This window comes from Paenibacillus sp. FSL H8-0048 (assembly GCF_038002825.1).
GTDB lineage: Bacteria > Bacillota > Bacilli > Paenibacillales > Paenibacillaceae > Paenibacillus_AQ.
Genome location: NZ_JBBODF010000001.1, coordinates 3,325,164 through 3,345,933, shown reverse-complemented (window position 1 = coordinate 3,345,933; position 20,770 = coordinate 3,325,164). Strand labels below are relative to the sequence as shown.

At 55.0% G+C, this 20,770-nt stretch carries 23 protein-coding genes and 1 other annotated feature; of the genes, 19 read left to right on the top strand and 4 right to left on the bottom strand.

Going from position 1 to position 20,770, the window contains the following annotated elements:
• Window positions 1-117: 117 nt before the first annotated feature.
• Window positions 118-1,026 (top strand): YitT family protein, encoded by a 909-nt coding sequence (locus tag NSU18_RS14210; protein WP_341018986.1) that lies wholly within the window; start codon window positions 118-120, stop codon window positions 1,024-1,026.
• A gap of 174 nt (window positions 1,027-1,200) precedes the next feature.
• Here NSU18_RS14210 and ligD read toward each other — a convergent pair whose 3' ends face one another.
• The gene (ligD, locus tag NSU18_RS14205) at window positions 1,201-2,097 is read right to left on the bottom strand and encodes a non-homologous end-joining DNA ligase (protein ID WP_341149330.1); all 897 of its coding nucleotides are present in this window, start codon (window positions 2,095-2,097) and stop codon (window positions 1,201-1,203) included.
• A gap of 205 nt (window positions 2,098-2,302) precedes the next feature.
• Here ligD and NSU18_RS14200 point away from each other — a divergent pair, with 205 nt between their 5' ends.
• Genes NSU18_RS14200 through NSU18_RS14190 form a run of 3 tightly spaced genes read left to right on the top strand, consistent with a single transcriptional unit; the run spans window position 2,303 to window position 4,891 of the window.
• Window positions 2,303-2,878 (top strand): RNA polymerase sigma factor, encoded by a 576-nt coding sequence (locus tag NSU18_RS14200; protein ID WP_341151045.1) that lies wholly within the window; start codon window positions 2,303-2,305, stop codon window positions 2,876-2,878.
• Window positions 2,842-4,035, top strand: coding sequence for a hypothetical protein (locus tag NSU18_RS14195; protein WP_341149329.1), 1,194 nt, complete (start codon window positions 2,842-2,844; stop codon window positions 4,033-4,035). The genes NSU18_RS14200 and NSU18_RS14195 overlap by 37 nt, the downstream gene beginning before the upstream one ends.
• A 37-nt stretch (window positions 4,036-4,072) precedes the next feature.
• Window positions 4,073-4,891, top strand: coding sequence for a hypothetical protein (locus NSU18_RS14190; RefSeq protein WP_341018990.1), 819 nt, complete (start codon window positions 4,073-4,075; stop codon window positions 4,889-4,891).
• A gap of 4 nt (window positions 4,892-4,895) precedes the next feature.
• Here NSU18_RS14190 and NSU18_RS14185 read toward each other — a convergent pair whose 3' ends face one another.
• Entirely contained in the window at window positions 4,896-5,894 is a 999-nt protein-coding gene (locus tag NSU18_RS14185) for an ATP-dependent DNA ligase (protein ID WP_341149328.1), read from the bottom strand.
• A complete protein-coding gene (gene ku / locus NSU18_RS14180; RefSeq protein ID WP_341149327.1) occupies window positions 5,887-6,873 on the bottom strand; it encodes a non-homologous end joining protein Ku in 987 nt (328 codons plus the stop codon). Before ku ends, NSU18_RS14185 begins: the two co-directional genes overlap by 8 nt.
• Before the next feature lie 141 nt (window positions 6,874-7,014).
• Between ku and NSU18_RS14175 the strand changes: the two genes are divergently transcribed.
• The 9 genes from NSU18_RS14175 to NSU18_RS14135 all read left to right on the top strand — a co-directional run bounded on the left by NSU18_RS14175 (window position 7,015) and on the right by NSU18_RS14135 (window position 14,726).
• Complete coding sequence (locus tag NSU18_RS14175; RefSeq protein ID WP_341018993.1) at window positions 7,015-7,197, top strand: hypothetical protein; 183 nt, start codon at window positions 7,015-7,017, stop codon at window positions 7,195-7,197.
• Between the two features lie 15 nt (window positions 7,198-7,212).
• The gene (locus NSU18_RS14170; protein ID WP_341149326.1) at window positions 7,213-7,398 is read left to right on the top strand and encodes an H-type small acid-soluble spore protein; all 186 of its coding nucleotides are present in this window, start codon (window positions 7,213-7,215) and stop codon (window positions 7,396-7,398) included.
• A 458-nt stretch (window positions 7,399-7,856) separates the two neighbouring features.
• The gene (locus NSU18_RS14165) at window positions 7,857-8,831 is read left to right on the top strand and encodes a DMT family transporter (RefSeq protein WP_341151044.1); all 975 of its coding nucleotides are present in this window, start codon (window positions 7,857-7,859) and stop codon (window positions 8,829-8,831) included.
• Window positions 8,832-8,920: 89 nt separating this feature from the next.
• Window positions 8,921-9,424 carry a tRNA (adenosine(37)-N6)-threonylcarbamoyltransferase complex ATPase subunit type 1 TsaE gene (tsaE, locus tag NSU18_RS14160; RefSeq protein WP_445321804.1) on the top strand — a complete coding sequence of 168 codons (504 nt, stop codon included), beginning with the start codon at window positions 8,921-8,923 and terminating at the stop codon, window positions 9,422-9,424.
• Complete coding sequence (tsaB, locus tag NSU18_RS14155) at window positions 9,408-10,208, top strand: tRNA (adenosine(37)-N6)-threonylcarbamoyltransferase complex dimerization subunit type 1 TsaB (protein ID WP_341149325.1); 801 nt, start codon at window positions 9,408-9,410, stop codon at window positions 10,206-10,208. The genes tsaE and tsaB overlap by 17 nt, the downstream gene beginning before the upstream one ends.
• Entirely contained in the window at window positions 10,205-10,729 is a 525-nt protein-coding gene (gene rimI, locus NSU18_RS14150; protein WP_341018999.1) for a ribosomal protein S18-alanine N-acetyltransferase, read from the top strand. The genes tsaB and rimI overlap by 4 nt, the downstream gene beginning before the upstream one ends.
• Window positions 10,726-11,775 (top strand): tRNA (adenosine(37)-N6)-threonylcarbamoyltransferase complex transferase subunit TsaD, encoded by a 1,050-nt coding sequence (gene tsaD, locus NSU18_RS14145; protein ID WP_341019000.1) that lies wholly within the window; start codon window positions 10,726-10,728, stop codon window positions 11,773-11,775. The genes rimI and tsaD overlap by 4 nt, the downstream gene beginning before the upstream one ends.
• A 445-nt stretch (window positions 11,776-12,220) precedes the next feature.
• Window positions 12,221-12,512, top strand: a binding site (T-box leader).
• Window positions 12,513-12,599: 87 nt separating this feature from the next.
• Entirely contained in the window at window positions 12,600-14,162 is a 1,563-nt protein-coding gene (locus NSU18_RS14140; RefSeq protein ID WP_341149324.1) for a 2-isopropylmalate synthase, read from the top strand.
• Window positions 14,163-14,468: 306 nt separating this feature from the next.
• Entirely contained in the window at window positions 14,469-14,726 is a 258-nt protein-coding gene (locus tag NSU18_RS14135; protein ID WP_341149323.1) for a hypothetical protein, read from the top strand.
• 271 nt (window positions 14,727-14,997) lie between these two features.
• On the opposite strand, the gene NSU18_RS14130 is transcribed toward NSU18_RS14135, so the two are convergent.
• Window positions 14,998-16,953, bottom strand: a complete 1,956-nt coding sequence (locus tag NSU18_RS14130) for an ABC-F family ATP-binding cassette domain-containing protein (RefSeq protein ID WP_341149322.1) — start codon at window positions 16,951-16,953, stop codon at window positions 14,998-15,000.
• Window positions 16,954-17,169: 216 nt separating this feature from the next.
• On the opposite strand from NSU18_RS14130, the gene NSU18_RS14125 reads away from it, so the two are divergent.
• The 6 genes from NSU18_RS14125 to groES all read left to right on the top strand — a co-directional run bounded on the left by NSU18_RS14125 (window position 17,170) and on the right by groES (window position 20,741).
• Complete coding sequence (locus tag NSU18_RS14125; RefSeq protein ID WP_341019006.1) at window positions 17,170-17,832, top strand: 5-formyltetrahydrofolate cyclo-ligase; 663 nt, start codon at window positions 17,170-17,172, stop codon at window positions 17,830-17,832.
• A complete protein-coding gene (moaC, locus tag NSU18_RS14120; protein ID WP_341019007.1) occupies window positions 17,823-18,299 on the top strand; it encodes a cyclic pyranopterin monophosphate synthase MoaC in 477 nt (158 codons plus the stop codon). The genes NSU18_RS14125 and moaC overlap by 10 nt, the downstream gene beginning before the upstream one ends.
• Before the next feature lie 91 nt (window positions 18,300-18,390).
• The gene (locus NSU18_RS14115; protein ID WP_341019008.1) at window positions 18,391-18,876 is read left to right on the top strand and encodes a MogA/MoaB family molybdenum cofactor biosynthesis protein; all 486 of its coding nucleotides are present in this window, start codon (window positions 18,391-18,393) and stop codon (window positions 18,874-18,876) included.
• A 131-nt stretch (window positions 18,877-19,007) separates the two neighbouring features.
• Window positions 19,008-19,250 (top strand): twin-arginine translocase TatA/TatE family subunit, encoded by a 243-nt coding sequence (tatA, locus tag NSU18_RS14110; protein WP_341019011.1) that lies wholly within the window; start codon window positions 19,008-19,010, stop codon window positions 19,248-19,250.
• A gap of 141 nt (window positions 19,251-19,391) precedes the next feature.
• A complete protein-coding gene (tatC, locus tag NSU18_RS14105; protein WP_341019013.1) occupies window positions 19,392-20,156 on the top strand; it encodes a twin-arginine translocase subunit TatC in 765 nt (254 codons plus the stop codon).
• Between the two features lie 303 nt (window positions 20,157-20,459).
• Window positions 20,460-20,741, top strand: coding sequence for a co-chaperone GroES (gene groES / locus NSU18_RS14100; RefSeq protein WP_036723192.1), 282 nt, complete (start codon window positions 20,460-20,462; stop codon window positions 20,739-20,741).
• The last annotated feature ends 29 nt before the right edge of the window (window positions 20,742-20,770 follow it).

The window sequence follows — 20,770 nt, the reverse complement described above, 5'->3', positions numbered from 1 at the left end:
GCGTTATTTGACTTTCCTTTATGATATAATGGAAATATAAGAAGAACAGGGGAGAAGGCACGACTGTACGTTCGCTTTCGTAAGCTTCTTAGATATACTATTTATAGGGGGAGTTCTATGACTGTAAGCCAACATATCTTTACGAGTGAAGAACAGAAGAAGCCGCAGAAGTCTGGAGTGTTCAAGACGGCAAGACTGGCCCAGCGGGTTGTGATGATTGTCATCGGAGCAGCCATGATGGCTGTTGCGCTTGAAATTTTTCTTGTTCCCAATAAGTTGATTGATGGCGGAATCACTGGTATTTCCATTATGTTAGCCCATGTTTTCCATATACCGCTTGGTATTCTATTGACCCTGCTTAACCTGCCGTTCCTGATTATCGGGTATAAGCAGATTGGTAAGACATTTGCCTTATCTACTCTATTTGCTGTAATTGTAATGTCCATCGGTACCCAATTGCTCCATCCTGTTCATCCCATTACCGTTGAGCCGCTGCTCGCAGCAGTATTCGGAGGGGTAATTCTCGGCGTTGGGGTCGGGCTCGTTGTCCGTTATGGCGGATCACTTGACGGTACTGAGATTGTAGCCATTCTTGTATCCAAGAGGCTTCCGTTCTCTGTAGGGGAAGTCGTCATGTTCTTCAATCTGTTCATTCTGTCCGGCGCAGGCTTTGTGTTCGGCTGGAATAATGCGATGTTCTCGCTTATTGCCTACTATATCGCTTTTAAAGTGATTGATATTACACTCGAAGGTCTGGATCAGTCGAAGTCGGTTTGGATTATCAGCGATAAATTCCGTGATATCGGCGAAGCTCTGACAGAGCGTCTGGGACGCGGAGTCACCTATCTCGATGGTGAAGGCGGATTCTCCGGCGACAACAAGAAAGTGATCTTTGTAGTCATTACCCGTCTGGAAGAAGCGAAGCTGAAGTCTATCGTAGAGGATTGGGATTCTGACGCCTTCATCGCGATCGGCAATATCCATGATGTTAAGGGCGGCCGCTTCAAGAAAAAAGCAATTCATTAGCATTAGCGTCACCGGTTCAGCCGGAGCGCTTCGAAGGAAGGTATATTTACGAACGACAGAGTAACCCATACGGCGGTCCTGACCTGCTGCGCCGTATGCCCATATATAATAATACCTTCCGTCCTGATTCTGGACGCCAAATAAGCCCGCAGCCTGAGAATGGCATTTGCGGGCTTATTGCTGTCCTGGGGGCAGCTTGGCAATAATCGCTTCAACCGGCTGGGGAGGAACCTTGGCAATCAGATCTCCTAACCGGCTGAGCCGCTCCTCTATATTCAGCAGGTTGAAATCTGTAGGCTTGACGCCCCGTTCAACCTCCTCCCACAGGAGGGGAGTAGAGACGGTAGCCAGTGGCCGGGCGCGCGGGGTATACGGGGCAGCGAGTGTTTTGCCGCCGTAATGCTGGAGATAATCGAAGTATATTTTATCTCCGCGATGTTTCTTCAACCGCTCCAGGGTGAAGAGATCCGGCCGCTTCTCGGTGACGTAACGGCCTACGAAATGCCCGATCCGGCGCAGTTCATCGAAGGTCACCCCCGGCCCCACCGGAACAATGATCTGCACTCCGGTGGCTCCCGAGGTTTTGGGAACGGAGTCCAGTCCGAGCGATGTCAGCACCTCCCCTACCATAGCAGCGGCTTCCATAATCCGCGGTTCAATCTCAAGCGAAGGGTCCAGATCAATCATCCATTCGCAGGGCAGCGTGCTGCCGGCATAATGGAGGGAAGGGTGGAATTCGAGCGCAGCCAGATTACCCAGCCAGAGCAGCTCCGGCAGGCCCTGCAGCACAATGTAGGTGATATTGTCCTGCACCGCCGTGCGGACGAATTCCGGCAGCGGCTCCGGGGCGTTCTTCTGATAGAAGGACATCCCGGGAACGCCATGGGGATAGCGGATCACCGTGAGCAGCCGGTCTTTGCAATAGCGCAGCAGGAAGGGCGAGAGGGCCGCCAGCTTTTGCAGATAGATCTGTTTAGTGATGCCCATCTCTGGCCAGAGCGGTTTGTCGGGATTGGTGATGCTGATTTGCTGCCCGTCTACGGTAATGGTTCCTTTAGTGGCTGCTGGCATGGGACATCCCTCCTTAGCTTTCCCCTTAACTTAAATTCCAAGTTCAATCTATATAGTATTTGCCTTACTTTAGTTTTTCAGTCGGGATTCCGGTCCGGGACAAGGGCAGTTCACTTTTTTTTGAGTACAATGTCCCTTTTGGCCCGGACAGGTGCTTATAAGAGTGTTAGCTATAGGAGAGGAGCGTTTTACGATTTTGGATGAAATGGAACACCTCGTTGTTCAGGTGCAGAACGGCGACGTGGAGCAGTATGGGCAGATCGTTGAGGCTGTTCAGCAGCCTATGTACCGTTATTGCAGCCGTCTGCTCGGCAGCGGGGCAGAGGCGGAGGATGCCGTGCAGGAGATTCTGGTCAAAGCGTATCAAAATATCGGTAAGTATCGACCGCTGGTAAGCTTCTCTTCATGGCTCTATAAAATCGCTTATCACCATTGTCTGGCAGTTATCCGCCAGCGCCAGCGGCAGAGCCGGGTGATGCTGCTGCTGCGGCCGCAGAAATACGCGGAGAGTCCGGAGCAGGAGATGGACCGCTTCCTGTTCGATGAACCGCTTGCTGTAGCGCTCTCCCGGCTGAAGGCGGAGGAGCGGAACCTGCTGGTGCTGCGGATTTTTGAAGAGCAGAGCTTTGCCGAAATCGCCGTCATTCTGGGCAAGAATCAGGAGGCGGTCAAAAAAAGATACCGGCGTACGATCATTAAGCTCACGAACCTGCTGCAAGCGCAAAGAGAGGGGGAGGAACCACAGTGGACAAGCACATCGCTGCTGAAGAAAAAAGGATAAGACGAATGGGTACTGGTGAAGCTCTGGGCAGCATTGATGTTAAGCCATCCGTTATGGAGCGGGTACGGGCCATTCATGCCCAGCAGATAGCGGCACAGGACGGAGGAACCTCAGCTTCACCGGGACAGGCGGTGCCGGGAACAGATGGGCAGGCACCTGTGATGACCAGGCAGCCCATACCTTCGCAGCGTCCTGCGCAGCAGCGGGGCAGAAGGCTGACCGCCGGACTCTGCGCAGTTGCGCTGCTGAGCCTGGCCGGTTTCGGTGTGCTCCGTAATATGACGGATGAAGGAGCTACCGGGAAGGTGCTGCAACCGGACTTTGCGGTTATCCGGCAGACGGAAGGACAGCCTCTAGCCTTAAGGGACAGCAGCGGCAAAATCGTAGTGCAGGTGAAGAAGGGGGTGTCGAAGGTCTACACGCCTTACGTTGGCTCTAGCTCCGCCCGGGAACGTTACTTTAAGCTAACGGAGCAATATGAACAACAGGCGCAAGAGGATTTACAGCCGGGAGAGACAGCGGCTTATTATGTCAATGACAGTGAATTGATTGCATTAATGAATGGGCTTGGGTATGGAAAACCGTTATTTTTCACCAGCAAAACGGTTACGTATACCAGCTACGCGAAGCTGTCAGCCGCCCGGGAGCAAACGGGCAAATGGAGCTTTGCACTGCCGCCTGAAAGAATAGGCGAATTACGGTTTGCTAGTGGCCGGCTGTACGCCAAAACCCCCTCTTCGTTTGAGCCGGAGTACGAACTGACCCTGGAGGTACTGAAAGCCAAAACCGAAGGTGCTACGGATGAGAATCCGCTGGCTGCAACTCTATGGCCCGTAAAGGGAATTGCAAGCGCCGAGGTGAATTATCAGGATGGCAGCCAGCAGTTAAAGCTTCACTTATTCTGGAATAACGAAGCAACAACTGGTCCTTCGCAAATTCACGTAACCCCGGACGAAGCTGCCGAAAAGTGGTCCTATGAAGATAAGGAGCTGCTATATATTCCCGGGGTAGGCGCCAACAACAACGGGGGTTCAGTAAGCAGACTGTATTGGTATGACAGCGCCTACGGAGGGCTTGCTTGGATGACGGACCCGCCGGACCAGCGGCTGACCCGGGAACAATGGGAGACCATTGCCGCCGGTATGGTTCAGCAGTAAAGGAACAACAAATGAACCGGAAGGAAGGGATTGAACTATGAGTTTGTTTAAAAAAGCGGCTGCTGCCGCAATCTGCATGTCCATGCTGCTAAGCGCGGCTGGCGCTACGGCCGGAGCAAAGGGTACGCTGCCCGATAAACTAAAAAATAAAAGCAACGGCATTATGGCTACAGAAACCGCTGAACCGGCTGGGCCCTCTCCGCTAGACGCATTGCTGGTCAAGGAATATATGATTCCCTTGAACAGAGGGGAGATCCGGGCCGTGTATGTGAATGATACCAAAATCAATACGCTGGATAGTCTGAATATCAGGTATGTGCCGTTTAGTTATACGTCCGTAAGCGAAGCTGCGCAGAAATTAAGATCAATGGGCGGAGGTGTATTAATGGCTCCCGCTTCGCTGCCGAAAGATTATGTGCTGAAGGAGGCGATCATCAGTCCTGATATTCCTTTTTCGTATGAGGATGAATATATGCAGCTCAGGGAGAAACTCAAGGCACAATCCACAGCAGCAGGTAAAAAGGTTATCACCAAAATGCTCCCTTGGAGCGGTCATGTCACCACGTTGACCTATACCCGCCAGGGAGAGCTGCTGAGCCTGCGTGCAGAGCCTGCAAGCCAGCTTCCAGCTGGAGTTACACTGGCCTTATTGCCGGGGGACAAGGATGAGCTGGTGCAGGTTAACGGACAGGAGATGATGTTCACCTCGTTCGGGCCGCATCATGACAAGCTGAAATCCCAATTGCAGTGGAGAAGTAGGGACGGCAGCAGGGAGTACACATTAACGGATACCCGGAGCACTGTGCAGAGTAAGGCCGAACTGCTGAAGATTGCCGGAAGTCTAATTCCGCAATAGACAGCTAGAATCCCCGCTGGCTTAAAGAACAGGAATGGGCGGGCAGATCGACCTTCGCCTGAATCACAGGCTGGCGGAAGGTTCCTGAGGGATTCCATTCCAAAAAATGCAGCTTAAACACCAGCTCAGGCTTAATCCAAACGGAGCCTGAGCTTCGCTGCGGAAGGGCGGCAAACGGCATATGCTCTATGACAAGTCCAGGAATTCGTGCGGTCAGCGTCCGCCAGTCCTGGACAGTCATTCTGCCTGCCCCGGCATGTCCGATATAATGCAGCTTCCCGGCATCATCATACAGGCCGAAGAGCAGTGCATTCACGATGCCGTCGCGGAAGGTGACTCCCCCGGCGACAGCAGTGACATCAGAGATAATCTTGAGCTTCTGCCAGCGTTTGTCCTTGCCGCCCGGCGCATAGGTGCTGTTCAGATCCTTGCAGACGATCCCCTCCAGACTTCCCTGCCGCGCCGCGGCGAGCAACTGGGCGGGTTCCGGGTAACTCGGCACCTGCTGTACATGGGGATGGGGCAGCAGCCTCTCCTTCAGTATTTCTTGCCGCCGGGACAGCGGTTCGTCCAGCAGCCAGATGCCGTCACAGTACAGCATATCAAAAACCATATACAGCACCGGTATCTGCGTCTGCACCGCCCGGATCGCCGCCTCGTTCTTCAGGCTGTCCCGCCGCATAACCTCGTGGAAGGAAGGCTTGCCGCCGCTGAGTGCAATGACCTCGCCATCCAGGATGAAGGAGCCGGCCCGGCAATAGCTCTCTGGTCCGGCCAGTTCAGGATACTGGAGTGTGCGGCGGTTGCCCCGGCGGTTAATCAGTTCGGCATGGCTCCCGTCATAATAGGAGATCATCCGCACGCCATCCCATTTGATCTGGGCGATCCACTGTTCGCCGCTTGGAAGCCCAGTGGCCAACACAGGCTCAAACGGTGTGACGGGCTGAAGCTGAAGGGGACTGCCTGTCCTTGCAGCAGGTGCAGGAGTCCGTCCCCTAGGCACCGGTGACCTTGCTCTTCGCGCTTCTGCGCTTCTGCTTCGGGGCGATCACCGGAATCGGTCCGGTGGCTTCATCTACAACCGGAGCGGCGGTTGTATCGGTTGAAGCCGCAGCGGCAGTGGCCTTGGCCGGACGTTTCTTTGCACCTGCACCGGCGGCTGTCCGCGCCTTGGCCCCACTGCCTCCCTTGGCGGGTCCGGGATCGGAAGGAATATGCTGCACAGCCTCGATACTGGCCTGGAGGGCGGCCATCAGATCGATAACATTATTCTCCTGGCGGGCCGGAGCAATGTGGAACTCTTCCCCGGCAATCTTGTGCGTGATCAGATCAAGCATCCGCTGGCGGTAATCATCGGTATATTTGGCAGGCTCGAACGGGGTGGACAGCTGTGAGATCAGCAGCTTGGCCATGTCCAGCTCTTTATCGTTCACACTGCCCGGCTCCGGCAGGCCCGGGACCTGCGATACCGGACGGACCTCGTCCGGGTAATAGATGGTTTCAATCGCCAGGCAGTCCGCCAGGACGCGGATGGCGGCCAGACTGCTTTTGGAGCGGATGGAGATCTTGGCAATCCCGATCTTCCCGGTCTGACGCATAGCCTCCATCAGCAGACGGTAAGCATTCGCGCCTGCCTGATCGGGCGATAAATAGTAGGTCTTCTGGAAATAGATCGGGTCAATCTCCGTCAAATCCACGAAATCCAGAATGGTGATGCTCTTGCTGCTCTCCTCGCTTAGCTGATCCAGCTCCTCCTTGTCGAACAGGACAAATTTGCCCTTCTCATATTCATACCCCTTGCCGATCTCCTCCCACGTGACCTCCTTGTCACAGACAGGACATTTACGTACATAAGACAGCGGACTGCCGCATTCTTTGTGGATGTAGCGCAGCGAGATGTCTTTATCCTCCGTAGCGGAGAACATCTTGACCGGAACATGCACAAGCCCGAAGCTGATGGCTCCTTTCCAAACGGTATGCATGAGAATCGCCTCCTGATGGGATATGTTATGGCTTAGTATGGGGCGACAGGGCTTTTTCTAGCCGGATGCATTATTTGAGAGTCATGGGAAAAAATAAGGCTGCTCAGCTTGCACAGACTCATTGCGGGAAGGGGAGGCAATATGGACAAGGAATTTTATCACTGGAGCGATGCCCTATCGGAGCAGGATATTCCGGCAGAGGCGGTCAATTGGGACAATATTATTGCGGGTCCGGAGGATGCCGGACTGGACGAGGATGCAGGACTGCTGGATGCCGATGCAACGATCGGGGAGCTTCCGGCGGAAGATGAAGACGAGGAATAAGGGGGCAAGAAAAGAATGGATATAACACGTGCACAGGATATTTACGCTTCCAAGGACAAAATTGCGGTGCATCTTGATGGAGAACCAGTCTGGATTGAGCATGTTGATTCCGCTAACGGCATGGCAACGGTTCAGGTAGGCTCCCGGCCGGATAATACGCAGACTGTTGGTGTAGAGCGGTTAGAGGAGCAGGGGAAGTAGGAGTAGGAACAGCAGGAAAGCAGGGGCGTAAAAGTAACTCAGCATTGGGGCAGGACCTTATTGGCGGTATGATTAACGCCGGAGGGCCTGCTTTTTTTGGAGTTGAATGATCCTCTAGCTGGTGTATGGATTTCTATATGCTAGTTATAGGGGGTTACAATGGCGAGTTGGAGGGCGGACTGGAGTGCACTTATATGGATGAAATTCTTCGTTTTGTGCCCCGCCCGGACTCAGATGTCGTTAAGTGACCTATCCGGTGTAACATTTAGCTCAAAATTCGAAGTTAACGGCTCTTGAGTCCTCAACAAGCAGCAAAATGATATTTTAAGCCAAATAGCGGCTTCTGTGTCCGTCTAACACCCACCGGCTCCCTAATTATAGCTGACACAGATATTGACGCCGGGCGTGGTGACCCCCTATATTTGGAAGAAGAATTTTGACGAAAAGAGATGATGGAAGTGCGTCCGATATTGCTGGGTGTGTGCTCGGCGCTGTTTTTTGCGGTGACGTTTGTGCTGAACCGGAGGATGGAGCTTGCGGGAGGAAGCTGGGCCTGGAGCGCTTCGCTGCGGTACTTGTTCACTCTCCCGTTGCTGCTTGCTATTGTGGCCTGGAGAGGGAGGCTGAAGCCGCTGCTGGCTGCGATGAGAGAACGGCCGGGGGCGTGGCTGCTGTGGGGCACTGTCGGGTTCGGCCTGTTCTACGCGCCCATCTGCTTCGCCGCTGCCTACGCACCGGGCTGGCTGACGGCGGGAACGTGGCAAATCACGATTATCTCCGGTTCGCTGCTGGCTCCGTTCTTCGGAGAATGGGTCAGCGGACCGGGAGGACAAGTATACATAAGAGGTAAAATCCCGCTGCGCGGGCTGCTCCTCTCCCTGATTATTCTCGCCGGAGTAGCGCTGCTGCAAGTGGAGCATGCCCGCCAGCTGCCCCCTTCCCAGATCCTGCTCGGCATTGTCCCGGTACTTATCGCTTCCTTCGCCTATCCGCTCGGAAACCGTAAGATGATGGAGCTGTGCAGCGGCCAGCTGGATGTATTTCAGCGGATTCTTGGCATGACGCTCGCCAGCCTCCCCTTCTGGCTGGCTGTCGCTTTGTATGGTATGGCAGATACTGGCCTGCCCTCCTCCTCTCAGGTAGGACAATCTGTCATTGTTGCACTCAGTTCGGGAATTGTGGCTACGGTGCTGTTTTTCCGGGCTACCGATCTGGTCCGGGATAGCATGAGCAGTCTGGCAGCCGTGGAAGCGACCCAGTCACTGGAGGTGCTGTTCGCCTTGCTGGGGGAGATGCTCCTGCTGGCCTCGCCGCTGCCTTCCCTGCTCTCATGGGCAGGGATTGCGGTCATTATTGGCGGAATGGTGCTGCATAGCCTGTTCTCCCGGCATCCGGGGAAGCCTGCGGCGGTTCAAGCGGCCACGATGGAATAACAGCGGCTGTTGCGGTGCAAGTAGCATACCGATATAATTAAGGATATTGTTAACCGTTAAGGGACTTCAAAAAGGTGGTAGTTGCAGCTTTGGACAATAATACACAAACGGTGTTTACCTACCGTTCATTCAGCCTTCAGGATACGGAGGCTCTTGCCGCCGCCATCGCTGCCGCGTCATCGGCGGGGATGGTTATCGGACTTGACGGGGACTTAGGTGCAGGCAAAACGGCGTTCTCGCAGTGCTATGCTCGCCATTTGGGTGTGGAAGGTATTGTGAATAGTCCTACTTTTACCATTATCAAAGAGTATGAAGGACGTCTGCCGCTGTATCATATGGATGTATACCGGATCTCGCTGCAGGAAGCGGACGAGCTGGGGCTGGAAGAGTATTTCTACGGCCAGGGTGTGAGTCTGGTGGAATGGAGCCGAATCATCACTGATCTGATGCCGCCGCAGCATCTCCATATAGAGCTGAAGACCGCCGGCCCGGATGAGCGGGAGATTACGGTGACCGGAATCGGAGAGCCTTACGGCGAAGTGTGCCGGATGCTGATCCAGAAGTGGGGTAAAAAACATGACGAACTCGAATAATGAGCCGCGTAAGCGGTTTTTGGCGCTGGATACAGCAACGGCAGTTCTGGGAGTGGCCGTGACAAGCGGCGGGGAGCTGCTGCATGAGATTAATGCTTCCGGGGAACGGAACCATTCGGTTCATCTGCTGCCTATTATTGAGCAGGCGCTTCAGGCGTCTGCGACTACGGCGGATACAATCGGCGGAATCTCGGTCGGGATCGGTCCGGGCTCCTATACCGGAACCCGGATTGCTGTGACCGCAGCCAAGACGCTGGCCTGGGCCTGGAACGTTCCGGTTACCGGTGTATCCAGCCTGCATGCGCTGGCCTGGGGCGGATACCACGCGGCTTCTGCGCTTGGCACGGCAGGAACAGACTGGATCATTCCGCTGATCGATGCCCGGCGGGGACAGGCGTACACCGCTGTATTCGCAGCGGACGGGGACAAGCCGCCCCGGCGGCTGGCGCCGGATGCTATCCGGCTGATGGCTGACTGGGTGCAGGAGCTGACAGTACGGCTTAAAGCAGCCGCAGCTGAGGGCAATCTGCCGGACACCCTGTGGTTCGTAGGCGAGACAGCGCTGCACGGAAGTGCGGATATGCTGGCTCCGCTGAAGGAAGCCGCTGCGAATGTCAAGGCGCTGTCTTATGAGCTGGAAGGACGCTGGACCGGATTCCTGGCGGAAGCGGGCCTTTATGAAGAGAGCGGAGATCTGCATACGCTGATTCCCAATTATACGCAGCTGTCGGAGGCTGAGGCGAATCTGCGCCGCAGCAGCGAAGGGAGCCTGAATACACGATGATCGAACCGGAACGTAGACCAGCTCAGGGGGCTGAGCTTGTTTTTCGCCTGATGCGGCTGGAGGATGTGCCTGAGATTCTTGTGATTGAACGGGAGGCCTTCACCATGCCATGGACAGAGGAAGCCTTCCGCAACGAGCTGACCCACAATCATTTTGCCAAATATATGGTGATGGAGCTGGCAGGGAAATTAATCGGCTACGCCGGAATGTGGGCGATTGTCGATGAGGCGCATGTCACCAACATTGCACTGCTGGAGGCCTACCGGGGGCGCAAATGGGGCGAGCGGCTGCTGGACGAGCTGATGAAGACGGCGGCTTATCTAGGCATGCAGTCGATCACGCTTGAAGTACGGGTCTCTAACGAGGTGGCCCAGAATTTATACCGCAAAAAAGGCTTCAAGCCTGCCGGTACCCGCAAGGGCTATTATTCGGACAACCGCGAGGATGCGCTCATCATGTGGGCCGATCTGCCGGAGTACGGGGAGCAAGCTGCAACGGAAGGAAGCGTGGACTTGAAATGAAGACAGACACGGGCGCAAGGGAGCCTGTATTGATTCTGGCGATTGAAACCAGCTGTGACGAGACCTCTGTAGCTGTAGTGAAGGATGGCTGTGAGGTGTTGTCCAATATTATTTCCAGCCAGATTGAGACCCACCGGGCATTCGGGGGAGTGGTGCCTGAGGTGGCCTCCCGCAAGCATGTCGAGGTGATAACGCTGGTCATTGAAGAAGCCTTAAGCGTAGCAGGCGTACGTCCGCAGGAGCTGACGGCAGTGGCGGTAACACAGGGTCCGGGACTGGTGGGGGCGCTGCTGGTTGGAGTCGTAGCTGCCAAAAGTCTGGCGCTGGCCTGGGGCAAGCCGCTCATCGGCACACATCATATTGCCGGTCATATCTATGCCAACCGGCTGGTGAAGGAATTGAAGTATCCGAGCATGACGCTGGTCGTGTCAGGGGGCCATACAGAACTGGTGCATATGGAGCGGGAAGGAGCTTTCCGGATCATCGGGCGCACCCGTGACGATGCCGTCGGCGAAGCGTACGACAAAGTAGCCCGTGCCCTGGGCTTCCCATATCCGGGAGGGCCGCATGTGGACAAGCTTGCGCATGAGGCGCAAGAAGCCTTCGCTCTGCCGCGTGTGTGGCTGGAGCCGGGCTCGTATGACTTTAGCTTCAGCGGGCTGAAGTCTGCGGTGTTGAATGCGGTGAACCAGAGCAAGATGAAGGGGCTTGTGCCGGATGTCGCGGGCATTGCGCGCGGCTTCCAGGAATCTGTAGTGGAAGTGCTGGTCGATAAGGCGATTCGGGCTGTCCGTGAATACCACGCGGAGCAGCTTTTGCTCTGCGGAGGGGTAGCGGCGAACAAGGGGCTGCGCGAAGCTCTGATCCGGCGCTGCGGGACAGAAGGGATTGAGCTGATTATCCCTCCTCCCGTGTATTGTACGGATAATGCGGCGATGATTGGGGCCGCAGCTTATGTGAAATGGAGACATGAAGGCGGGATTCCGCTGGATATGGTCGCCGACCCCGGCTATTCGCTGGAGAAATGGTCGGTATCTGCCTATTGACTTTTACAGAAGCCGCCGGGTATAATCAGTTCAATTCAATTACTTTATATTTGAACAAACGCAATGATCGGAAGCAGTAAGGTCACTCCGGGATAAGAGAGCTGCGGGAAGGTGCGACGCAGTCGAAGGAGGCCTGAACTCGTCCGGGAGCGGGGCGGTGGAAGCGGGGAGCTCTTGAACAGGAGCGATGGCCGGTACAGGATGTAATCCGGCAACCTTAGGTACACCGTTACGGTTAACCTCCGTGAGAGGGTGGTCAGTCAGGGCTTTGGCGGAGTGTGAACATTCCGGGAACCTTGCAGACATGGAGTGGGTATCGCAGAACAGCTGGAAGGTAGCGGGTTCGGATATCAACAAGAGTGGTACCGCGACAGTGAACAGCCTGTCGTCTCTTGAATGAGACGGCGGGCTTTTTTGTGCAAATTATTAAGAAGTTATATAGGAATGACACGCAAGGATCGGGAGCAGTAGACGGCTAAGGTGAACAGAGAGCTGCGGGGAGGTGCGACGCAGACACCGGAGGCCGGCGAATCTCGCCCGTGAGCGGAACAGCGGAAAGAGCTACAGGTACGCTGCTACGGATGTCCCCGTTACCGGACCTTTCAGATCATTAGAGCTTCCGTTATCGGAGCTGTGAGATCTGATACTAAGCTGGACGCAGCCGGGACTTCTGTACATCAGGAAGCCTATGCGTCAAAAAGAGTGGTACCGCGGAGGGCTGACCCCCCGTCTCTTTATAAGAGACAGGGGGTCTTTGTGTTTTTTAGGAGCCGGCTCTCCATTAGATAAATCTATAGATAAACCTAATTAGAGGAGGAATTACGATGATCATTCCGGTAAAGAAACGAATTCAGATTTTTGACACGACGCTGCGCGACGGGGAGCAGGCCCCGGGAGCCAGTCTTACTCCTGAGCAAAAGATTATTCTGGCCGGCAAGCTGGCGGACCTGGGAGTGGATGTTATGGAGCCGGGGTTCCCTGTATCCAGTCCGGGTGATTTCGCTGCGGTGGAGACGATCTCCCGCAAGATTCAGGGTGTAGAGATCTGCGGCTTCGCACGTGCCGTCAAGGGGGATATCGATGCCGCTGTCCGGGCCACCCGGGATGCCGCACGGCGGCGGATTCATCTGTTCATCTCCTCTTCTGACATCCACCTGCGCCATCAGCTGCGCATGAGCCGCCCCAAGGTTGTAGCGGTTGCAAGAGAGATGACGGCTTATGCCCGCCAGTTCTGCGATGTGGTAGAGTTCACGGCAATGGACGCTGCGCGGACGGGTATCGACGATCTGATCGAGATGGTCGAGGCAGTGATTGAAGAGGGCGCTTCGATTATCAATCTGCCGGACACGGTGGGTTATGCGCTGCCGCAGGAATACGGAGAGATGTTCCGGCGGGTGCGCCTTGGAGCCAGGGGCGGAGACAAGGTCATCTACAGTGCCCACTGCCACAACGATCTGGGCCTCGCTGTCGCCAACAGCCTGGCGGCCATTGAAGGCGGCGCGACACAGATTGAGGTCACGGTCAACGGTGTGGGTGAGCGGACCGGCAATTGTGCGCTGGAGGAGCTGGTCATGGCGCTGGAGACACGCGGAGACTCTATAGGAGCAGAGACTGGAATCGTGCTGGATAAGCTGTATGACACCTCGCGGATGATCAGCGGGGCAATGCATTTCCCGATTGCCTTCAACAAGCCGGTGGTCGGGCGCAATGCCTTCCAGCATGAATCCGGCATCCATCAGGATGGTCTGCTGAAGGACCGCAGCACCTACGAGATTATGGACCCGGAGCGTCTGGGCATCCCGCGCAGTATGATTATTCTCGGCAAGCATTCCGGCCGGCATGCGCTGAAGGACCGCGCCGCGAAGTACGGCATTGCCCTGGATTCGGCGGAGCTGGACGCGCTCTACGAATCCTTCAAGGAGACGGCTGACCGCCAGAAGGCCGTCAGCGATGATGAGCTGCTGCGGATGGTCAGCAGCACCACAGGACAGCAGGCGCAGGTCTATGCGCTCGGCGAGGTCCAGGTCCTGGCCGGCAGCGCGCCGCGCCGCGTGGCCGCAGTGACGGTGCGCCATCTGAGAAGCGGCGCAGAGACGACCCAGACCAGCACCGGAGACGGTCCGCTGGAAGCAATCATTGCCGCTATAGGGCAAGGGATTGCCGAGGATATCCGCTTCGACGGGCTGGAGCTGCATTCGCTCGGCAGCGGCGGAAATGCCCAGGCCGAGGCGGCCGTCATGGTGGAGTGGAAGGACACCAAGTTCCGGGGCACGGCCATCCATCACGATATCGTGATGGCCGCAGGCATTGCCTATATCGCCGCCTGCAATGCGGCGCTGCTGTCGGAATCGGAGGTGCCCTCTCCCGGCACGGCGGTGAACAGCTAGAGCGGGGTTGTCCAAAGCATCAGGAGCACCAGCACCAGGAGCAGGTAGAGTGCCTTTGACTCTAACGCATCTTGCCAAGCCCGATTTTACGGACTTGGCAGATGCGTTTTTTTGAAGCCGACGGGACAGGGGCATTGGAGGGGAGAGCGTAAAGCGGATATAACGGGAGGAGTAAGGAGAGGGTTACCCGTCAAAGTTATCGTGCAAAGAGAGTACAGTTGGAGAAACGTAGCTTAATTTCCCGGTTTCTGAGATATATAACGAAGCAAGTGGAAAAACAGCATTTAATGGTGCTAATTGTGCCACATGGGCCGCAACTGTGATCTATTAAATGTAGTTTCTCCAACTGCTGTTGCTGTAGGGAACAATCTTGCTTTAGCAAGTGGAGAAAATCCATTTAATGAACAGAATAGTACCGCACCTGGCTCGTACCTTGCCGAAACAGGTCATTCCGCCGCTGTCCTGTCTCTGAAATTTGAGCTTTATCCAGCAGAATTTTTGCCTTATGCGGCATTTGTCAACCTGTGGACAACGTTATCCACATATTCCGCACGAGTTGTGTAAAAACCGTGTAAAATCAGCAATAACGCCTTTTTTGCGAGCGCCATAAACCAGAGGTTATACTCTGAAACAGAATTGTGAGAATTGTGGATAATGTGGACAATTCGGTGGATAAAAAGTCCTTGACAAGCAAAACAGCCATTTTACGCATGAAAAAAGCCCCGGAGGGCTAATTTTAGGCGATAGTTATGCACGGAAACTGTGGATGGAGCTGTGGATAACCACATTTGAACAAATTGGAAACTGTTAAAATTTTTTTTGGACCGCTTTTACATTATTCCTCAGCCAGTTTCTCCCATTCGCTAAATAAATCTCCCAGCTCGCGTTTTTTGTCCTTAAGCTCACCTTCATGGTCCTGAAGCGCCATATAATCCTGATACACCTCAGGTTTGGTCATTTCATGTTCAATTCCTGAGATGGCTTCCTCCAGCTTCGCGATTTTCTCCTCCAGCTCAGAGATGCGGCGCTGGCGGTTCCGCTCCTCGCGTTTGGCCTGCTTCTCCGCTTCATAGGAGAGGGAGCTGCCTTTTTCCGCCGCTATCGCTTCGCTGTCGGCACTGCGGGAGGACTTGGCGGCGGCCAGCTCGGCTTCCTCTTCGGCAATTGCCTTGAGCTCGAGTTTTTTCTCAATATAGTCGTCATAATTGCCCAAATACTGATCAATTCCGTCCGGGTGCAGCTCAAGTACCCGTTCAGCCATCTTGTTGAGGAAATAACGGTCATGGGAAATGAACAGCAGGGTGCCTTCAAAATCGATCAGGGCCGATTCGAGCACCTCCCGGCTGACGAGATCCAGATGGTTGGTAGGCTCATCGAGAATCAGCATATTGGCTCCGCGCAGCATCAGCTTGGACAAGGCCACCCGGGCCTTCTCGCCGCCGCTCAGCGCGGCTACCTTCTTAAGTACATCCTCTCCGCTGAACAGGAAGTTGCCGAGAATTGTACGGATTCTGGCCTCCTCCAGCATCGGATATTCACTCCACAGCTCCTCCAGCACCGTATTGCGCGGATTCAGCCGGGTCTGCTCCTGATCATAATAGGCGATCTTCACCTTGGTTCCCCAGTTCACGGTTCCGCGGGAAGGCTCGCGGGTGCCGGTCATACACTGCAGCAGTGTGGACTTCCCAATCCCGTTAGGTCCAATCAGCGCCGCTGTCTCGCCGCGCCGCAGCTCGAAGGAGGCATTGCGGAAGAGCGGTGCAGCCTCCGGAGTGAAGGACACAGCGACCTCCCGGACCTGCAGCACCTCCTTGCCGGACATGAAGTCGGGCTCGAAGGAGAAGCTGGCCTTCTTCAGGTCGCCCAGCGGCTTATCAAGGCGCTCCATCTTGTCGAGCGCCTTGCGGCGGCTCTGTGCCCGCTTGGTGGTGGAGGCCCGGACAATGTTGCGCTGCACGAAATCCTCCATCCGCGAAATTTCATCCTGCTGCTTCTCATACTGCTTCATACGGATCTCGTATTCCGCAGCCTTCAGCTCCATATAACGGCTGTAGTTGCCTGTGTATCTGTGCGATTGGTGCCGCTCGATCTCCACGATGGTCGTCACCAGGCGGTCAAGGAAATACCGGTCATGGGATACGACCAGGATGCCTCCGGCGTAGCCGCGCAGATAATCCTCCAGCCAGGTGAGCGTCTCGATGTCCAGATGGTTGGTCGGCTCATCGAGCATGAGCAGGTCGGGCGCTTGAAGCAGGATGCGGGCCAGTGCCAGACGCGTCTTCTGGCCTCCGCTTAACGTTGAGATTGGAGTATCCGGTGCGAACTCCCCGAAGCCCATCCCGTGCAACACGCTGCGGATGCGTGTATTAATCTCATAGCCGCCGTGATCTTTGAACCAGTCGGAGCGTCTGGCATAGCGCTCCAGCAGATCCTCATACCGCTTCGGATCTTCGGCAAGTGCGGGATCGGCAATATCCGTCTCAAGCTGCCGCAGTTCGGCTTCCGCCTCCAGCAGCGGCGTAAATACCGCGAGCATCTCTTCCTGTATGGTGTTATCCGACTGCAGGCCGCTGTTCTGGGCCAGGTAGCCAATCGTAGTCTCTTTAGACTTATGAATTTGTCCGCTGTCATAAGACATCTCACCTGCAAGAATCTGCAGAAAGGTCGATTTGCCAGCTCCGTTGACGCCGACCAGCCCGACTCTCTCCCTCTCGTTCACCATGAGGTTAATGCCGTCCAGCACGCTTTGTATACCATATGATTTCGTTATTCCTGTCGCTTGAAGAAGCATTCTGATGAAACCTCCGCCCTTGCAAATTGGCCTCGGCGGCTTGCGCCCAGGCGATTGTCCAATCTTATTCTCCAGTTTACATGAAAAAGGTTGGACGTGCGAGGTCCATTCTCCTAACAAGGGGAATGAATCAACCTTGGCGAACCAGTGAGAAGAGTGGTAAACTGAGCTTACAAACTATGATAAGCTAGGAACAAGTGAAGGAGGAGGCTGCCTATGCAGGACAGCAGCACGCAGCTTGCCGGGCGGAAGCGTGAGCTTCGCTCCGGGAATACCGCGCTCCGCGATACCTTGCCCATGGAGCAGCGGGAGCTGTTATCCGCCCGGGTATGCGCTCATGCCTGGAGCTGGTTCTCGCAGGAAGGCGCAGCTTCACTGCTTGCGTATGCGCCGTTTCGCTCCGAGCTGGACTGCCGCCCGCTTCTGGCGGCGGCGTGGGCGGAAGGGCACGAGGTGCTGCTTCCCCGCGTCAACCGGGAGAGCGGGGACTTAAGCCTTCACCATATAAGCTCCTGGGATGAGCTTGTCCCTGGAACCTACGGGATCATGGAGCCGCCGGCCGGTAGTGCTGCTCTTGCCGGAACGATCGCGCAAGCAGGACGGGGAACCGGCTGGCCGGAGGTCATCTTCGTACCCGGGCTGGCCTTTGACCGGCGGGGCGGGCGCCTCGGCTACGGACGCGGATATTATGACCGCTTGCACACCGCCTTGGAGGCCGGAGTCCCCGGCACGGCTGTCAAGCCTATGTGGATTGGTCTGGCCTACGGCCTCCAGCTGGTACCCGAAGTACCGCTTGAAGAGCATGATGCACTAATGGATCTGCTGATTACGGAGAACGGCATCTGGGATTGCCGGAAGGAGAGAGCTACATGGAATTAACTCATTTCAACGAGCAGGGCAGAGCGCGCATGGTGGATGTAAGCGACAAGGAAGTTACCAAGCGGACAGCGGCAGCCAGAAGCCGGGTACACATGGCCCCGGAGACGCTGAGCGCCATTAAGGCGGGAACGATCCGCAAGGGCGATGTGCTTGCGGTAGCCCAGGTTGCAGGAATCATGGCGGCGAAGCAGACCTCGGGCTGGATTCCCATGTGCCACCCGCTGCCGCTTACCGGAGTAGATATCCGCTTCATGGATAACAACAAAGATGAACTATATATAGAAGCAACCGTCAGCACTACCGGCAAGACCGGGGTGGAGATGGAGGCGCTCACTGCCGTATCGGCGGCGGCGCTGACCGTATATGATATGTGCAAGGCGCTGCAGAAGGACATGATTATCGGACCTACGATGCTGGTGTCCAAGAGCGGCGGGAAGAATGGGGATTACGTGCTGGAAGCAGAATAGAGCAGCAGCAGGGAAAGATACAGCCGAAGGCGCAGCGGCAGCTGCTTCAGCAGCCGGATATACATAGTATATAGAGAGGGAGGGACAACCTATGGCGTGGAAAACAGCAATCCTGACGGCCAGCGATAAAGGGGCCAGGGGCGAACGGGAAGACACGAGCGCCCAGGTAATTCGGGAGCTGGTGGAAGAGGAGCTGGGCGGCGAGATCATTGAATACCGGATCGTGCCTGATGAGCAGGATGAGATTATTGCTGCATTGATTGAGCTTACGGATTATTTCCAGGCGGATTTGGTGCTGACTACCGGAGGAACTGATCTGGCGATCCGCGATGTTACGCCGGAGGCGACGCGGCGGGTCATTGAACGCGAAGTGCCCGGACTCTCCGAGGCGATGCGCAATACGGTGATGCAGAAGAACCGCGCGGCTATGCTGTTCCGGGGAATCTGCGGCATCCGCGGCAGAACCCTGATTGTCAATCTGCCCGGTACCCCGAAGGGGGTACATGAGAATCTGGCAGCAATTATGGATCAGCTGCCGGAAGCTCTGTTAATGGTTACGGGGCAATACCGCCAGTAATCGGATTCTGCTCTCTTCACTTTTGCCTAAATCGTTCAGGATAGACGATGGATGTGTGATATAAGTTATGGTATTATTATTTTATCGTTAACTATTGTCATGAACGGACAGAAGGATGGGAGGAAACCGGAATGTTAGGTGGTATTGGCACACCTGGAATTATCTTGTTGGTTATCTTGGCGCTGCTGCTCTTTGGTCCCAATAAGCTTCCTGAGCTGGGGCGGGCAGTCGGGCGTACCTTCCGTGAATTCAAGGACGGTGCGCGGGAGATTGTGAACGAGCCGGAACCGGCCAAGCGGAGCGAGACACCTGCTCCTGCGGCCTCGCAGGCAGTGTCAGCAGAACTTCCGCAGGACCGCCGTCTGCCGGAATAATTGTAAGGTTCCCACGCAGGGGCGTCTTTCCCAGGTCTGCTTATAGACTGGGGCGGCGCCCTTTTTTTGAAATATAAGAATTTATATGTTTCACAAGATAACTTATCCATTGCTAATATATCAATCCGGGTGGTGTCAGTCATGTCTCTGGAAGCGGAAGAAATGTCCCTCGTCGATCATCTGACGGAGCTGCGCAGGCGTCTTATCTACGTGCTGATTGTGTTCGTGGCCGGACTTGTGTTGGGCTTATTCGTCGCCAAACCAATCTATCTGTATCTGATCAGCGCCGATGCTGCGCAGGGCTTCGTCCTGCATGCGTTCTCCTTCTGGGACGGAATCGGGATGTATATGAAGATCGCAATGGCGGTCTCACTGGTCTTCTCCGTGCCGTTTATCGTCTTTCAGCTCTGGGCGTTCATCAGCCCCGGCTTGCGGCCGGTGGAGCGGAGCGCTGCCCTGCGTTATGTGCCTTATGTGTTTGTGTTGTTTATTGCCGGCATTGCTTTTGCCTATTACATAGTGTTCCCTATGGCCTTATCCTTCACCATCTCGATTACGCGGAATATGGGGCTTGAGGAGACCTACGGCATCGCCGAATACTTCAATTTCATGTTCAGTCTGGTGATACCGCTGGCCCTGCTCTTCGAGCTGCCGCTGATTGTCATGTTCCTGACCAAGCTCAGGGTGCTGAACCCGCTGCGCCTGCGCAAGATGCGCCGTTATGCCTATTTCGCGCTTGTATTCATAGCTGTGGTCATTACGCCGCCTGATTTCATCTCGGACTTTCTGGTGACAATTCCGCTGCTGGTGCTGTACGAATTCAGTGTGTTCTTGTCCGCATTCGTCTACCGCAGGCAATTGGCTGAGGACGCTAAGCGGGAGTCACAGTATGTGAAGGCAGATTAGCGGGAAGGGAGCATAATATGCCCCTTGCTGGATAGAATGTAGGAGTGTGTGTGCCGGACAAGCGCTGAAACCATAATTTTGGCAAAAACAAATACGATTTTGTGTAAAAGGACTTGAAATCCGTCTTCAAGTTGAGTATCATAAAAATTGTTGTTAGCACTACAGAGGGTTGAGTGCTAACGCTGCTGAAAAACCGGGATTGGCCGGAGCGCATTCCTTTAAGAATGCTGATGGCGCAGATCCCCGCAGCTCTATCTATGTTTTCAAGGCAAAACACATAATTTCAAAGGAGGCTATTTTTTCATGATTAAACCACTAGGTGAACGCGTATTGGTAGAACCAAGCGAGCAGCAGGAAACCACTTCTTTCGGGATCGTGCTTCCAGACTCTTCCAAAGAGAAGCCGCAAGAAGGTACTATTATCGCTGTAGGCAGCGGAGCTTTGAAAGACGGAGTCCGTGTAGCGCTGGAAGTGAAAGAAGGCGACCGTGTGCTTTTCTCAAAATATGCCGGAACTGAAATCAAATACGAAGGCAAAGAATATCTGATTATGAAAGAAAGCGACATCCACGCGATTCTTGACTAGTCTTAAACGATTCAGAATACATTCACAAA

Coding starts and splice junctions, on each gene's coding strand:
- NSU18_RS14210 (WP_341018986.1), top strand. CDS start 118: ATGACTGTAAGCCAACATATCTTTACGAGTGAAGAACAGAAGAAGCCG.
- ligD (WP_341149330.1), bottom strand. CDS start 2,097: ATGCCAGCAGCCACTAAAGGAACCATTACCGTAGACGGGCAGCAAATC.
- NSU18_RS14200 (WP_341151045.1), top strand. CDS start 2,303: ATGGAACACCTCGTTGTTCAGGTGCAGAACGGCGACGTGGAGCAGTAT.
- NSU18_RS14190 (WP_341018990.1), top strand. CDS start 4,073: ATGAGTTTGTTTAAAAAAGCGGCTGCTGCCGCAATCTGCATGTCCATG.
- ku (WP_341149327.1), bottom strand. CDS start 6,873: ATGCATACCGTTTGGAAAGGAGCCATCAGCTTCGGGCTTGTGCATGTT.
- NSU18_RS14175 (WP_341018993.1), top strand. CDS start 7,015: ATGGACAAGGAATTTTATCACTGGAGCGATGCCCTATCGGAGCAGGAT.
- NSU18_RS14170 (WP_341149326.1), top strand. CDS start 7,213: ATGGATATAACACGTGCACAGGATATTTACGCTTCCAAGGACAAAATT.
- tsaB (WP_341149325.1), top strand. CDS start 9,408: ATGACGAACTCGAATAATGAGCCGCGTAAGCGGTTTTTGGCGCTGGAT.
- rimI (WP_341018999.1), top strand. CDS start 10,205: ATGATCGAACCGGAACGTAGACCAGCTCAGGGGGCTGAGCTTGTTTTT.
- tsaD (WP_341019000.1), top strand. CDS start 10,726: ATGAAGACAGACACGGGCGCAAGGGAGCCTGTATTGATTCTGGCGATT.
- NSU18_RS14140 (WP_341149324.1), top strand. CDS start 12,600: ATGATCATTCCGGTAAAGAAACGAATTCAGATTTTTGACACGACGCTG.
- NSU18_RS14135 (WP_341149323.1), top strand. CDS start 14,469: ATGGGCCGCAACTGTGATCTATTAAATGTAGTTTCTCCAACTGCTGTT.
- NSU18_RS14130 (WP_341149322.1), bottom strand. CDS start 16,953: ATGCTTCTTCAAGCGACAGGAATAACGAAATCATATGGTATACAAAGC.
- NSU18_RS14125 (WP_341019006.1), top strand. CDS start 17,170: ATGCAGGACAGCAGCACGCAGCTTGCCGGGCGGAAGCGTGAGCTTCGC.
- moaC (WP_341019007.1), top strand. CDS start 17,823: ATGGAATTAACTCATTTCAACGAGCAGGGCAGAGCGCGCATGGTGGAT.
- NSU18_RS14115 (WP_341019008.1), top strand. CDS start 18,391: ATGGCGTGGAAAACAGCAATCCTGACGGCCAGCGATAAAGGGGCCAGG.
- tatA (WP_341019011.1), top strand. CDS start 19,008: ATGTTAGGTGGTATTGGCACACCTGGAATTATCTTGTTGGTTATCTTG.
- tatC (WP_341019013.1), top strand. CDS start 19,392: ATGTCTCTGGAAGCGGAAGAAATGTCCCTCGTCGATCATCTGACGGAG.
- groES (WP_036723192.1), top strand. CDS start 20,460: ATGATTAAACCACTAGGTGAACGCGTATTGGTAGAACCAAGCGAGCAG.